At 49.2% G+C, this 16,362-nt stretch carries 8 protein-coding genes; 4 read left to right on the top strand and 4 right to left on the bottom strand.

Translation table 11 applies throughout. From position 1 onward, the window contains the following. Positions 1–44: 44 nt before the first annotated feature. From M1P97_RS17990 to M1P97_RS17975, 4 genes are all read left to right on the top strand, one after another. Positions 45–1,505, top strand: a complete 1,461-nt coding sequence (locus M1P97_RS17990) for a sulfatase family protein (RefSeq protein ID WP_249389794.1) — start codon at positions 45–47, stop codon at positions 1,503–1,505. Positions 1,506–1,570: 65 nt separating this feature from the next. Next, entirely contained in the window at positions 1,571–2,902 is a 1,332-nt protein-coding gene (locus tag M1P97_RS17985) for an alpha-L-fucosidase (protein ID WP_394803930.1), read from the top strand. Between the two features lie 8 nt (positions 2,903–2,910). Beyond that, on the top strand, positions 2,911–4,989 hold the full coding sequence (locus M1P97_RS17980) for a Sip1-related alpha-galactosidase (RefSeq protein WP_249389792.1): 2,079 nt from the start codon (positions 2,911–2,913) through the stop codon (positions 4,987–4,989). Between the two features lie 18 nt (positions 4,990–5,007). Next, entirely contained in the window at positions 5,008–6,549 is a 1,542-nt protein-coding gene (locus M1P97_RS17975; protein ID WP_195370495.1) for a sulfatase, read from the top strand. Between the two features lie 88 nt (positions 6,550–6,637). On the opposite strand, the gene M1P97_RS17970 is transcribed toward M1P97_RS17975, so the two are convergent. The 4 genes from M1P97_RS17970 to M1P97_RS17955 are packed head-to-tail and all read right to left on the bottom strand — an operon-like array spanning position 6,638 to position 16,356. Beyond that, positions 6,638–7,351 carry a hypothetical protein gene (locus M1P97_RS17970; protein WP_195370496.1) on the bottom strand — a complete coding sequence of 238 codons (714 nt, stop codon included), beginning with the start codon at positions 7,349–7,351 and terminating at the stop codon, positions 6,638–6,640. Between the two features lies 1 nt (position 7,352). Further along, positions 7,353–12,155 (bottom strand): efflux RND transporter permease subunit, encoded by a 4,803-nt coding sequence (locus tag M1P97_RS17965; RefSeq protein WP_249389791.1) that lies wholly within the window; start codon positions 12,153–12,155, stop codon positions 7,353–7,355. Between the two features lie 19 nt (positions 12,156–12,174). Further along, on the bottom strand, positions 12,175–15,276 hold the full coding sequence (locus M1P97_RS17960; RefSeq protein WP_249389790.1) for an efflux RND transporter permease subunit: 3,102 nt from the start codon (positions 15,274–15,276) through the stop codon (positions 12,175–12,177). Positions 15,277–15,294: 18 nt separating this feature from the next. Then, on the bottom strand, positions 15,295–16,356 hold the full coding sequence (locus M1P97_RS17955; protein ID WP_249389789.1) for an efflux RND transporter periplasmic adaptor subunit: 1,062 nt from the start codon (positions 16,354–16,356) through the stop codon (positions 15,295–15,297). Positions 16,357–16,362: the final 6 nt, after the last annotated feature.

The raw sequence follows: 16,362 nt of genomic DNA, 5'->3' as shown, positions 1-16,362 counted from the left end.
CGGAAAATCGGTCCTGCAAACAGTTTATAATACCCGAAAAGAATATGAAAATACAATCTGAATACTTGCTGTTGATAGCTACCGGCCTTTTAGCCTGTCCGAACCGGGTAGAGGCACAGGTAAAAACGGACGCTCCCAATCTCGTCTTCATCATGGCCGACCAATGGCGCGGCCAGGCAATCGGTTATCTGGGTGTAGAACCCGTACAGACTCCCAATCTGGATAAACTCGCCGCCGAAGGCATACATTTTACGGATGCTATCAGCAGCTATCCCGTATCTTCGCCCGCCCGTGGAATGCTGATGACGGGCAGATATCCGATCGGCAGCAAGGTTACGGGTAACTGTAATTCGGATAATACACCTTATCATGTCGAACTACCCGCCTCGGCACGTTGCTGGTCGGACGTCCTGAAAGACCAGGGATATGAATTGGGTTACATCGGGAAATGGCATCTGGATGCCCCTTACCAACCTTACATCGAAACAAATAACAACAAAGGAAAAATAGCCTGGAACGAATGGTGTCCCAAAGAACGCCGCCACGGTTTCAGCCATTGGATCGCCTACGGCACCTACGATTATCACCTGAAGCCTATGTACTGGAATACGGATGCCGGCCGCGAAGAATTTTATTTCGTCGACCAATGGGGGCCGGAATATGAAGCCGACCGGGCCATCGACTATATCGCCAATCAAGATAATAAACTCCGCGACGGGGATAAGCCCTTCGCTCTGGTCGTCTCCATGAACCCGCCTCACACCGGTTACAACCTGGTTCCCGACAAATACAAAGAGGTATACCGGAATGTAGATGTCGAATCATTGTGCCACTCTCCCATCATCGCACCGAAAGGAACGGAATACGGTGATTTCTACCGGAAGAGCGTATTGGATTATTATGCCTGCATGACCGGCGTAGACGACCAGGTCGGCCGCATTATCCGTGCACTGAAAGAGCGTGGCCTCTTCGACAATACCATTGTGGTATTCACCTCCGATCATGGCGACAGCATGGGGATGCACGATCATATCGGAAAGAATATTTACTACGAGGAAGCCATGCGCGTCCCGATGATACTTACCTGGCCGGAGAAGATCGCACCGCGCCGCGACTCGACACTGATGATCGGTTTTGCCGATCTCTATCCTTCGCTATTGTCGTTAATGGGGTTCAAGGAAGAGATACCTGCCGAAGTGGAGACGTTCGATCTGTCTGCTTCCATCCTTTCCCCCGACAAGGCCCGGGAGGTAATACAGCCTTATTATCAAGTCTCCTCTGAAAATTTAACGACTGGTTACAGAGGTTTCCGGACAAAAAAATATACATTTGCGGTACATGCTACAAACGGCCGGACTGACGAATGGATACTGTTCGACCGTGAACAGGACCCCTTCCAGCTAAACAACATCGCCCCCGATCAGCCGGAATTGATTAACCAGTTTTCCAGCCAGCTGAAAGACTGGTTGAAGAAGACAAACGATCCTTTTATAAACTGTCTGTAAATAATATACACATGAAAGCACATTTTTACCTGGCAATCTTATTGATAGTAAGTTTTCTCCCGGCAATGGGACAACAAACGGAGATCCCCCGTCCGGCACCTCACCAGTTGAAGTGGCACGAATCGGAAATGGGCGTCGTCTTCCATTATGACCTCCATGTCTTCGATGGCATTAAATACGGTCAGGGTAATAACCGCGTCCAGCCGATAGAAGATTATAATATCTTCAACCCGACTCGACTGAATACCGATCAATGGGTACAGGCCGCCAAAGCGGCAGGAGCCAAGTTCGCCGTACTGACCGCAACACACGAAACGGGTTTCGCCATTTACCAGAGCGATGTCAACCCCTATTGCCTGAAAGCGTTGAAATGGCGCGACGGCAAAGGAGATATCATCCGCGACTTCGTCAATTCATGTAGAAAATACGATATAATGCCCGGCATCTATGTCGGCATCCGATGGAATTCACTTTTTGGCGTTCATAATTTCAAGGTGCAGGGAGAAGGAGAGTTTGCCGCCAACCGTCAACAATGGTATAAACATTTCTGCGAGCGCATGGTGGAAGAACTCTGCAGCCGCTACGGAGATTTGTTTATGATCTGGTTTGACGGTGGCGCAGACGATCCGAAAGGCGACGGGCCGGATGTATTGCCAATCGTCAGCAAGTACCAGCCGGAATGCCTTTTCTATCATAATGTAGACCGGGCGGATTTCCGCTGGGGCGGTTCCGAGTCGGGTACGGTCGGTTATCCCTGCTGGTCCTCTTTCCCCTACCCTTACTCACACAGTAACAACACGGAAGGAAGTCGCAACCATAACGATCTATTGAAACATGGCGACCAGGATGGTAAATACTGGGTCCCGGCTATGGCAGACACTCCGCTACGTGGCATGAACGGACGTCACGAATGGTTCTGGGAGCCGGACGACGAGAATACCGTCTATCCGGTAGACAGCCTGATGAACATGTATTACAAGTCGGTCGGAAGGAATGCTACATTGATCGTCGGACTGACTCCCGATACGACCGGACTGATCCCTACCGGCGATGTGCAACGGCTGAAAGAATGGGGCGACGAGATCAACCGCCGCTTCTCCTCTCCCATTGCCTCTGCATCGGGACAAAAGAAAAGCCTGACACTGAAACTGGATAAACCACAAGCAGTCAACCATTGCATTATCCAGGAGAATATCGCTAATGGCGAACGTATCCGCCGGTATAAAGTGGAAGCCAAAGTAAACGGTAAATGGCAAACCGTCTGCGAGGGTGAGTCGGTCGGACATAAACGTATCGAACAATTCCCGGCAATCGAAGCATCGGCTCTGCGCCTGACGGTCTCTCAATCGGTAGCACAACCGGATATACGCAACTTCAGTGTTTATAACGTTGAATAAATGAGAAGATGAGGAAACATAAAACATATCTTTTTTCACTGTTGCTGGGGAGTGCTGTATGGTTATCTCCTCCCGTCTTGGGGCAGACATCGTTTGTCTACGAGAAAGGGAAAATATTCAATGATATAATAACCTTTCAAATGACTAAGGCTGTCAGCCTGGCAAAATTACAGGCACCTGTATTCTATGAACAGGCAATTCCCGACGGCCAGCAAACCCTGTCTTATAAAATAGAAGTCCCGGAATATAAACAAGGCATCTTCTTCAGCCGCGATTTCCGTCCCGGCGACTATCAGTGGCCCAACAATACCAACCGGTTATTGCCCTGGGTATTCACCCGCCTGGAAGACCTGACAAAAGATACTTATCCGGGCATTCCTTCAAACGGAACGCCTTCCGTATTGGGAGATGCCTTATTACTGGAGCTGACCGACGGGCAATTCTTATATACCAAAGCGGTAGCCGGAGATAACAGCATCAGTTGGTTCCAGATAAATAAAGACAGTTCGCTCACCGTCTGTCTCTCTACATTAGGAACAGATAGACTCAGTCCGCAAGCTCCCGTCCTGTTAGTACAAAAAGGGGAAACGGCTTATGACGCTATCCGCAAAGCATATACAACATTAACAGGCAATAAGGAGATCTCGGCATTACAAAAAAGGTCGGACAAAGACTACTTCGAAGCCTTCAAGTATCTGGGCTGGTGTTCGTGGGAGCACTACCACTTTGACATCGACGAAACAAAAATGCTGAACGACCTGGACGGTATCGAAGCGTCCGGCCTCCCTATCCGCTATGTCCTGATAGACGACGGACACCTGGCTAATAAGAACCGCCAGCTTACCAGCTTCGTTCCGGATAAAGAGAGATTCCCTGACGGATGGAAAAACATCATGGCCCGGAAAAAGGAGAATAAAGTAAAATGGATGGGATTATGGTATAACTTCTGCGGTTACTGGATGGGAATATCACCGGAAAACGACTTCCCGGAAAAGATCAAACAATCGCTTTACCTCTATAACGGCAGCATGCTTCCCGGAAAAGAGAAGGAGAATATCGGGGCATTCTACCAATATTATGTCAGGACATTGAAAGACTATGGTTTCGATTTCCTTAAAATAGATAACCAGTCGTTCCTGTTGCCCCTTTACATGGGAAATACGGAAGTTATACGTCAGGCCAAAGCGTGTAACCTGGCATTGGAAGAGCAAACGCACAACCAGCAGGTCGGCCTGATGAACTGTATGGCACAGAATATCCTGAACATCGACCATACATTGTATAGTAGTGTAACCCGTGTCAGCATCGATTACAAAAAATATGGCGAGAACATGGCAAAATCTCATCTGTTCCAGTCTTATACCAACACGTTATTGCAAGGGCAGACCGTATGGCCCGACCATGATATGTTCCATTCCTGCGATACCGTCTGCGGAAGCCTGATGGCCCGGTCGAAAGCCCTGTCCGGTGGTCCGGTTTATCTGTCAGACTCTCCCGCTGATTTTATCAAAGAAAACATATTACCGCTGATCGATGAGGAAGGAAAGCTGTTCCGTCCCGAGGCTCCAGCCATCCCGACACCCGAATCGGTTATCACAAACCCGCTACAGGATGGTAAAGCTTACCGGGTATTTGCCCCTACCGGTGATGAAGCCGTATCGCTGATATGCTATAACCTGAACACCTCTCCCCAGTATCATAACGTGCAAGCTATGATCAGTAAAGCCGATTATCTGCTGCGTGAGACGATGACGGAGAAAGCAAGCCCCAAAGATCAGCGGATTATCCTTTATGACTGGGCTAAACAGGCTGCCACCGAACTGACTACGGATAAACAAATCATATTGGAAGGTTTCACTGACCAATTATATCATCTTTGCCCTGTTGCTAACGGTTGGGCAGTCATCGGTGTACAGGAAAAATTCCTTTCGCCGTCGACAGTCCGCATCCTTACCCGTAATGATAAACAACTCACTCTGGATGTTCTCTGTCCGGGCACCGTTAAAGTATGGGTAGAATCAGGAAATAAACGGGAACTACGGAGCATCCCGGTATCTGCTCCGGGCAGAATAACAATCAACAAATAACATTCAAAAGATACGAATATGAACAAGAGACTATTCTTTTCCCTGGCTGCAATTCCCTTACTGGGAACGACAGGACAAGCCGAAGCGGCAACCCCGCAGGACCGGCCGAATATTATTCTCTTTTTAGTAGATGATATGGGCTGGCAGGATACTTCCCTTCCCTTCTGGAAGGAAAAGACACATTACAACGAAGTATACGAAACACCCAATATGGAACGTCTCGCCCGTCAGGGTATGATGTTTACCCAGGCTTATGCTTCCAGTATCAGTTCGCCGAGCCGTTGCAGCCTCTACACCGGTATGAATGCCGGCCGTCACCGGGTAACGAACTGGACCTATCCGAAGAATGCCTCCACCGACCGTAAAAGCGATGTACTGGAATTGCCGGACTGGAATGTGAACGGTATCTGCGAAGTTCCCGGTATCGAACATACCTACCAGGTTACTTCTATGGCCCAAATACTGAAAGATAACGGCTATCATACCATCCATTGCGGGAAGGCCCATTGGGGAGCTCTCGATACACCGGGAGAGAACCCCTATCATTTTGGCTTTGAAGTGAATATTGCAGGACATGCCGGTGGCGGACTGGCAAGCTATCTGGGAGAAGCCAATTTCGGTAACCGGACAGACGGGAAGCCGAGTCCCTGGTTTGCTGTTCCGGGACTGGATGAGTATTGGGGAAAAGATATTTTCATCACGGAAGCCTTAACCCAGAAAGCCATGAAAGCGTTGGATAAGGCACAACAATACGACCAGCCGTTCTTCCTGTATATGTCGCATTACGCCATCCACGTCCCGATCGACAAGGATATGCGTTTCTACCAGAAGTATATCGACAAGGGATTGGGAGAGAAAGAGGCCGCTTATGCCGCCCTGATCGAGGGAATGGACAAGAGCCTGGGAGATATCATGGATTACCTGGAGAAGAATAACCTGGCAGATAATACCATTATCCTTTTCATGTCGGATAATGGCGGACTTGCTGCCGAACCGGAATGGCGTGACGGTGTCCCCCATACCCAGAACTCCCCGCTGAACAGCGGTAAAGGTTCCGCCTATGAAGGTGGTGTCCGCGAACCGATGATCGTCAGCTGGCCGGGAAAAGTACAGCCGCAAACCAAGACAGATAAATACCTCATCATCGAAGATTTCTTCCCTACCATCCTCGAAATGGCAGGCATAAAGAAATACAAAACGATCCAGCCTGTCGACGGTGTCAGCTTCATGCCGTTACTGACCAACACCGGCGATCCTTCGAAAGGTCGTAGTCTCTACTGGAACTTCCCGAATCTTTGGGGAAACACCGGCCCGGGTATCGGGGCAACCTGCACGATCCGCCAGGGGGATTGGAAACTGATCTATTATTACGAGACCGGAAAGAAGGAATTGTTCAACATTCCCGACGATATAGGAGAAAAGAATGATCTATCCGCTACCCATCCCAAACTGGTAAAGAAACTATCCAAAGACCTGGGCAAGCAATTACGAAAAATGGAGGCACAGCGCCCATCGTTCAAGGCGACAGGAAAGCCTTGCCCCTGGCCGGATGAGATATAAATATTAACGAGGATCACCACTCTCTTTCAATAATATGTCTTATAAAAGAAGGTGCTGTAAATATAATTTTACAACACCTTCTTCCTTTTTATACAAACTTCTCCCTTCTCTGTAAATTCAGCAATCCTATCATCATCCAGACGATTCCTCCGATAAAAAGGAAAATACGGCTTTTAATGATAAGTCCTTCCCATATCACCGGAAGAAAGTTTTCCGGGACTTTAAATGGGTTCAATAGGATATTCCAGAAGGAACGTTCTATTATATCCATTTCACTGGTTATCAACAGAAGGATTGCCAGGATTATCGTGAGTACCGCTGTCCCATTGCCACTACGGGTAATGGTAGATAGCATAAAGGCCAGATTTCCGAAAAAGACTAATGGAAACATTAACTGAATGGACATTTCAAACGGATTAACCGGATAAAGCAATAAGGTCGCCACATAGGAGAAGGCCACAAGGATAAAGAAGATAGCCACATAAATCATCAGGAGGCGCACTCCCCACACCTTGTACTTATAGTCAGGGATACCGAACAATATCTCCAGTATACGGTTGTCCTCATCGTTCTGGATACCGAAAACGGCCGGATAGAAAACAAGTAACACACAGGGGAACATCAACAGGTTATAAATAAGCCCCTCGTTGATCTCCGCCCGATTCCAAGCAGCCTGAAACATGAAGTAAGCAAAGAAGACAAAGGCTGCCAACAGGAACCAGATGAACTTCCCGGCAAAGATGATCTTCAGGTTATATTTAACTACTTTAGGTAGTAATTGTATGAGTTGTTTCGTCGTCATATCAGTTATTCATATTCTTTAATAAACAGAGATAAGCATCTTCCAGGTTTGGCTCCACCTGTACGGCACCTTCATAAGGCAATACGATAGAGAGATAACGCACCTGGATCGTATCGCCATCCTGGATATGATGTATCACCATTGTCTTATCCAGTACTTTCTCGAATTCATCACGCCCGATATGGAACTGCCATACCTTACCGGCAGCCATATCCACCATATTTATCGGGTCACCGAAATACTTCAGATCACCCTTATTGATCACCACTACCTGACTGCAGGAACTGGATATATCTTCAATGATATGGGTAGAGAAAATAACGATACGGTCGCGGCTCAGTTCGACCAGCAGATTACGGAAACGGATACGTTCACGCGGATCGAGCCCGGCCGTAGGTTCATCTACCACAAGGATACGCGGCAAATGGAGCAAGATAAGGGCAATACCGATACGCTGTTTCATACCACCGGAGAAAGAACCGATCTTGTCGTCCTTCCGTTCATACATATGGACAGCTTTCAAGACATATTCCAGGCGTTCATTCCTCACCTCGTTATCCGTAATACCTTTCAATATCGCCTGATAATCGAGAAATTCCCAGGAAGACATATTCTCGTAGGTACCGAACTCTTGTGGAAGGAATCCGATAAGGCTTTGCAATTCTTCCCGGTAGATACGGGTATCCAGGCCATTGATCCAAATGCTTCCGTAGCTCTGCTCCAGAATACCGCAGATCACACGCATCAAGGTGGATTTACCGGCTCCGTTAGGTCCCAGCAAACCGAACATCCCTGTGCGGATCTCGAAAGAGACTCCACGCAAAGCCTTGAACGGCTTCCGTTGTTTCCCGATCAGCGGGATACTTTTCACCATGCGGAACCACGAACGGCGCAGACCGGCCAGACGTCCTTTGATACGCTCAATATTGACCTCTTTCTCATACAGATATTGGGAAGAGATATAAACGGCTATACAGAACACCCATATCAATCCGACTACACCGACCAGGTTCGTATTATCCATCTTCCGGAATAAGACGAACAGGATTACCGGAGGGATACTCCAGAAGATGATACGGTTTATATACTTCACAGCCTTACTCTCCGCAAAACGGAAGTAGAGATATTCCCGGACTTTCCGCCACAGGTAAAGGGCGGTCGCATAAATGGCAAACGACAACAGGAATATCCAAAGCTTGTTACTGATAAAGAACCAGGTGAACCAGATACCGAAATGCAACATGCCGAACTGCCAGATCACATTCACAAAATCCTTCAGGGAATGGTACTCATTACTCAATCCCAAATGCCGGCGAATATACAGACCGCTATTCCATTGGCGACTGATACGCCCCGGCCAATCGTATATCTTCACCAGATTACGAACAGAGATATGAATCTCCTCTCCGGGATCAATCACTTTCGAGCGTGCCCGCCGCAAACTGGTTTGTGCAAAATAAGTCACTCCCGGAATACCGAAAACAAGGATTAGCAGATAAATGGCCTGCCACAACATGCCATCGGCATACAGCCAGATACAGGCTAGTCCCAGAAGAAACAATACAAGATGGAGTATCCATATTTTAGGAGACAAACCACGATACCATTGCAATGTATTTTCCAACCCCATACAAACGGTCGGGATCAGGATCAATGTAAGCAAGGCTGAGAAAGCCAAACCTCCTATGACCGTAATGGCAAACGGCGCACCGATCGCTCCGGCATATTCCGAATCGCCCATCGCCAGCGGGAACATGGCAACGATCGTAGTGATCGAAGTAATCAGGATCGGGCGGATACGCGACAGGCCGGCTGTCATCAGGGCCCGGTTGCGGCGATACCCTTGCTTACGGAGGATATTGGAGTAGTCGATCAGGATAATACCGTTGTTTACCACGACTCCCAACAAGATAAGGAATCCGGTCAAGGTATTGGCATTCAATAGGCTGTTATTTGTCAATAATAAGGCCAATAAGGAACCGATAGCTGCCAACGGAATGGAGAAGAGCAGGACAAAAGGCGTCACCAACGATTCGAACACAGAAGCCAGTATCATAAAGATCAAGACAAAGGCTGCCAGGATAAGGAACTTAAAATCGGCAAACTCGTCTTCTTCGTGAAAGACCTCTACGGCCACTCCGGCAGGCAGGTTATAACCTGCCACCAACCGGTCGATATCCGAGCGATAACCTTCCAGCAAGTCTTTGGACGACTCCACGTCCTTAGAGAAATTATAGAACACCTCGATCTGCTTATCCTGGTTGACACGCATAATACGCGACCGTCCCCGCCCATAATTGATAGAAGCCAGATCCTGGAGGTTATGCAATCCTCCGGCGGCATTTTCTATCTGCACGGCACGCAGGTCGTCGACTGTCTTTTCTTTCTTCTTTGATTCCTCGCCGTCCGTTTCCTCTTCGGGGACATCGTTGCGAATGATAATATCATATGTATCTTCGCCGATCTTGAACGAGGAGCCGGAAGAGAACTCCGAATTGAGTGCCGTCAGTCCGGTGGAGATATTGGCACGGGATATATCATACGAGGTCAGCAAGACAGGATCGAAATCAAGCCGTATCTCCGGCTGACGACGGTTGTAGGATACATTGGAATTGCGGATAAACTCCTGTTCATCGAGATAATAACGGAAGTCTTCAGCCACCAGTTGCATCACGTCGAAGTCGGAACCTTTTATCACAATGCGTTCACGGTTGTCGCCGATACCCAACAGGCGCATAAAGCTACCCAGGCCACTCATAGCGGAACTACCGCCACCGACTCCGCCACCGCCCATCGCTTCGGCCACGGATATTTCGGCACCCTGGATATTGGCCAGTTTCGATTGCACATCGGCTTTGATATCGGCTATCTGACGTTTTCCGATCTTCCGGTAGTCTGCCTTTAAGACTAAAGTAAGGACGGCATCTGTCTCACGGATACGGCAGATCAGGTCTTGCTTCTCAGGAAAGTCTGCCAGCCGTTCTTCCATTACCTTTACGACTTTGTCGGTATTGTCGAGCGTGCTGCCCGTTTGCATGGTGGCATAGATGTTGAAACGGTCGGAATCGACATCTTTCATCTGCTGGACATTCAGGGTGATGGAGAGGATGAGGGTGACGAAAAGAAGGATGATCGCACCGAATATCACAGCTCCCGGATTACGCATACAGGTCTTGAGAGCAACCAGGTAGATCTGTACGGGACGCTGGCTAATGGATACTTTTTCGTAGAAGACAGTGTCCTTCTTTGGGAACACGGACGACACGGACCACGCGGATTTCCGCGGAAAGAGACTTCTTATACTAAATCCGTGCGAGTCCGCGTGGTCCGTGTTCCTTCTTTGGAGCAAGGTGTAAGTCGCCATCGGGATAAACAACAGGGCAACAAACAGCGAGATAGTAAGCGTGGAGATGATCGAAACACCGATATGATGTCCGATCAGCTTGATCATAAAGTTATCGGAAAAGACAAAGGGCAGGAAGACCGTCACCGTGGTCAGCGTTGCCGCCACAATAGAGCGCCAAACCTCCCGCGTCCCCTGCGTCACGGAACGTTCGGGCGTAGCGCCGGAAGCGGAGAGGCGGTAGATATTCTCCAATACCACCACACTGTTATCGAGCAGCATCCCGATAGCCAACGCCATGCCGACCAATGTCAGGCTGTTTATCGTTATCCCGAAAGCATAGAAGAAATTGAATGCCGTATAGACGGAGATCGGGATCGAGAGGGCGATAAAGAACACCAGTCGCAGGTTCTTCAGGAAAAGCCAGAGGATCAATATGGCCAACAGGCCTCCTACAAGTGCCAGATTGATGATCTGGTTGATATTATTCTCCATCGTCTCTGCCGTATTCTCCTGCACCACCACTTGCACGTCGAGATATTCCAGTTTCCGGTTCAGCTTTTCGATTGCTTCGGTAGCCCGGTGCGACAGGTCGATCAGGTTTGCCTGCGAGTCGTTCATCAGGGCAACCGACACGGCATCTTTCCCGTTCACGCGGCTGAAAGAGTTTTCTTCTTTCAAGTCGAAGAAGACGGTTCCGACATCTTTCAACAGGACAGGGCCGGGGGCCACGACAATGTTCTCGAGATCGCCCACCTGGGTATAAAGCGAATTGACATGGATGAAATACTTACTGTCGGGCTCGTCTACAAAGCCCACGAAGGCCTTATCCTGCGTATTCTGCGTCAGGAGGCTGCTTATTTTAGAAGGAGTAAGGTCCAACGCCCGGCACGCCTCCGGGTTGAGGCGTATCTCGATGGCTTTCTCCCTTCCGCCGTAGATATTGACAGAGGCCACCCCGTCGACATTCTCCAGGTCGGTACGGATCTCTTTATCCACGATATTACGTACACGGTCGATACCGCCCGAGCCACGCACCTGAAGCACCATAAAGTTATTCGCCAACTGCGAAACATCCACCTTCTGCAATTGCACAGTGAAGCCGTCGGGGAAAGTGGCTGCCACCTCATTGATCTTCTCCTGCAGGCGCAGGGAGGTGATCTTGAAGTTGACCGTGTTCTTAAAGTCCACCTGTATACTGGACTGCCGGCTGTCGATCGTCGATTGTATCTTATCCACCCCTCCGATCGAACTGATGGCGCCTTCCAGCGGGATGATCACCTCCGATTCCACATACGAAGGGTCCATATCCTGGCCGGAAGAGACCTGGACGAAGAGCATCGGCAGTTCGGCATTGGGCAATAACTCCACCGGAAGCTGTCGGTACGACACATAACCCAACAGGGACAGTGCTATGAACAGCATCGAGATCGTTATTCTTCTATGTAGTAAAAAGTTCATATCATTCACATTTTATTTTTCATCTGCTCTTCATCCTTTCCAATACATAATAAACGCATGGTATCACCATCAGACTCATCAAAGTAGACGTCACCAACCCTCCGATCACGGCAATGGCCATCGGCGAGCGCAGCGAAGCACCTTCCCCGAAGCTAAACGTCATCGGGAGCAGCGCCAGGATGGTCGTCAGCGTGGTCATGATGATCGGGCGGATACGTTGCTGCCCGGCCTCTACGATAGCATCGGTCAGCGGGGCACCGTCGGCTTTCAACTGGTTGATACGGTCTACCAGGATGATCGAATTGTTTACAGCGATACCCACCAGCATCACGATACCGATCACACCCATCATATTAATGGTCGTTCCGGTGATGAAGAAAAGCAGGATGGCTCCCACCACCGCCAACGGAATGGTCAACAGGATCGTGAAGGGATGCAACAGCGATTCGAACTGGGATGCCAACACCATATAAACCAGAATGACGGACAAGGCAAGGGCAAACAAAAGGCTGTCGATCGACTCCTGCCGTTTTTCCTCCTCTCCCGTCACGGTGATGGAATAATTGGCGGGAAGCTCAATGCCACGTACCGACCGGCGGATCTCTTCCGCCACTTTGTCCAGCGACCGGCCGGCATCCATGTTCGCCATCACCCGGCTGATGCGGTTCTGACCCCGGCGGTATATTTCTTTCGGGGCCTGCGACTCGCCGAAGGTAGCGATCTCCCGCAGGCGGAATTCCTGTTCCCCGTTCTTTATCACCAGGTCGCCCAGCGCATAAAGAGGAATATCGGGCGTCTTAATAATGATATCGCGCATCTCACCACGGTATTCCATCTTTCCGGCATCCTTGCCGCCGAGCTGTTGCTTGAGTTGTTCGATAACGGTCGCGACGCTCAGGTTGTTGATACCCGCCATCGTGCGGTTGATGGAAATAGTTATTTCCGGGGCACCGTCTTCGATGGAAGAAACGATATTGTATAATCCGCCTACGCCCTGCATACGGGTCTTTACCTCTTCGGTGATATCGGCTATTTCATCCAGTTCTTCCCCTTTTACTTCTACCACGATAGGGGCACCTTCACTCCCCAATAGCGAACTCAGGGAGTTTTCCTCCTGCCGGATGGTCAGTTCCAGTCCGTCGGGATTTTCGGCCGTGCGCACGAACTGTTCGATCACGGCTTCCGGTGATACAGGACATTCCGGTGAAAGAAGGACCTTCATCATCGCCGTGTTCTCCCCTTCGAAGATAGCGTTCTCGGAGCCACTGCCTTCGCCGATATGGCTGTAAACCGTCAATAAGGAATCTCCCGAAATAGTATAAAGCATCTCCTCCAGGTTTCCTACAGCCGAGGATGTCCGTTCCAGACGGGTTCCTTCCGGCATCTTCACTACCACGGTAAACGCCCGGCTTTCCATACGCGGCATAAACTCCGTCCCGATAAACGGGATCAGAAGAGCCGTTGCCACCATTAATAAAACGGCTGCGGAAATAACGATCCGGCGATGGCCGATCAGACGGCGCAGCAGACGAGAATAACGATCAGTCAAAAAAGTATTACCGAACGCAGACGACGCAGAGGGTCGTTTCATCAACCGGTCATACAACATCGGAATAACGAAGATGGCCACAAACAGGGACGATACCAACGAGAACGTCACCGTCCAGGCCTGATCCTTGAACAACTCGCCCGAAGCCCCGTGCAGGTAAACGATCGGCAGGAAGACCACCACCGTCGTCAACGTGGAAGCAATCACAGCCCCTGCCACCTCCGACGTTCCTTTGATAGCAGCTTCGCGCACAGAGAGGCCTTTCTCCTGGTTGCGGAAGATACTTTCGATCACTACAATCGCATTATCCACCAACATTCCGGCTCCAAGCGCCAGTCCGCCCAACGTCATTATATTCAATGTGAGCCCGTTGAAGAACATCAGATTGAATGTCGCCACAATCGAAATAGGAATAGCCATACTGACAATCAATGTCGTCCCGAAACGGCGCAGGAAGACGAACAGGATAACCACCGCCAGAATGATCCCCAATACAGCACTGTCCTTTACCTCGCCTATCGCGTTCTTAATAAACGTACCCTGATTGCTTATCACCTTAAAATGATAACCGGGCAATGCCTGTTCGATAATGCCCAGCTGACGGGCGACACCGTCCACCACCTTTACCGTATTATAACGCATCTCTTTATAAACAGACAATCCGATACTCCGTTCCCCGTTGATACGGACGATATTATCGGGACGGGCATTTTCAAACTTCACTGTTGCCACTTCACGGAGAAAAAGAGGGGCTTTATCCCCTGTTGCCGCCGCAGAAGCCGTAGAAGAAGTGTTTGCATTCGTCCCCGCTTCCTGCTTGCTGACCGGTTTATAACCGACAATCAGGTTTTCGAAATCTTCCTCCGAAGCGAACAGGCTCGAACTCTTTACCAGATACTGCAAACCCAACTCGCTGACCCGTCCACCGGATATGCTCTGGTTATTCGCTTCGATACGGGAAGCGATATCTTCTATCTTCAACCCGAAAGCATCCAGTTTATAGGGATCGGTCTGTATGGTCAATGTACTTTCCTCCTGCCCCGACAGTGTTACTTCGGCCACACCTTCCAACCGGATCAGCTCGTTGCGGATATAACTTTCGGCAACCTTCCTGAGTTCCGCCATATCCGTAATATGCTGATGCGACATACCGATCAGGATGACAGGCGACTGGTTTGGATCATGCTGTGTGATCTTCAACTCGGTGATATCCTTATTCTGCGAAAACGGATTCATGGCTTTCTGTAAGTCGAGGAAGGCCTCATCCATATCTTTCGTCCAGGTATATTCTACCGTGATACGGGCCGAACCGGCCTTCACCACCGACGAGACCTGTGTGACGTCGCTCTGACGGATCGCCAGCGACTCCATATTCTTTACAAACTGCTTCTCGATCTCTTCCGGAGGACGTTCGCCTGCCTTCAGTTCGATAAACAGCCGGGGGTTATTCAGGTCGGGCAGCAGGTCGACACTCAGCTGGTCGTATGAGATCTTTCCCAACAACAGGATAGCCAGTACAACCATACAGATAGTAACCGGATTGCTTACCGCAAATTTGACGATCTTCTTCATACTATAATCTATCGGTCACTATTTTTGTACTTTCACTTTGCTATTCTCCTTCAGCGTCTCGAAGCCCTTGGTCACAAGGTTGTCATTTTCGTTCAATCCTTCCAGTACTTCGATAGTATTCTCATCTTCCATTCCGGTCTTAATATTCCGGAGAATGGCGGTGTTCTTATCCACGATGAATACATATTTGCGGCGACGGTTGGACTGTACCACATCTTTCGGAATGATAATAGCACTGTCGGCACGGTCTACCACGATATCAGCCTTGACAAACATTCCGGGACGCAGTTTCAGATCACCGTTCTGTATGAGTACCTTTCCTTTGAAAGTACGTGTCTCTGTACTGATAGCCGGCGACAGTTCACTGATCACTGCTTTCAGCGTATCTTCCGGCAATGTGTAGTGGGTGATATATACCGGCTGATCCGCCTTCACATAACCGATAGCACTTTCCGGCAGGTTGACATCCATATACATCCGGGCATAGTCCATAATTCCGACCATCGGCTTGCCCTGTTCCACCCGCACATCCGCCGTATAATGAGGAAGGTTGACGATCACACCGTCGAAAGGAGCCTTTACGTTCATCTTTTCCAGACTAAGTTTTGCATTCTCCAGATCGTAACGGGCATTGGTCACCTTTACTTCGGTGTTACGCATTTCACTGAGTGTTACTCCTCCTTTTTCATACAGTGCTTTTTGTTTGTTTTGCTCCTGCTCGGCTATCTCCAGGCTGAGTTCTTTGGCATCGATGGCAATGCCATTCTCATATTCTTTATCTTCCAGGCGGATGATCAGTTGCCCTTTCGCAACAAGATCGCCCAGTTTGAAAGGTTTGCCTGTCTTCGGATTAGTCTGAAGTTTATAAAGACCGCTCATTTCAGAGTTGAGGTCCACGCCATAGGTTGGCTGTGCCGTGCCGGTCGTATTGATCAGCTTGCTAATAGAGCCTTTTTTCAGTTCTGTTACAGAAACCGGCGTGGCAATATCACTGGGAGCATTCTGCGGCTGATTGTTACAACCGGTAGTTATTACTGCTACAAATAAAAGAGTAGCAAGGGTATGACTATATTGTTTCATGACTGA

Origin of the sequence: Parabacteroides leei (genome assembly GCF_023369805.1) — a bacterium.
Taxonomy (GTDB): Bacteria; Bacteroidota; Bacteroidia; order Bacteroidales; family Tannerellaceae; genus Parabacteroides; species Parabacteroides leei.
This window is presented reverse-complemented; position numbering and strand designations above follow the sequence as displayed.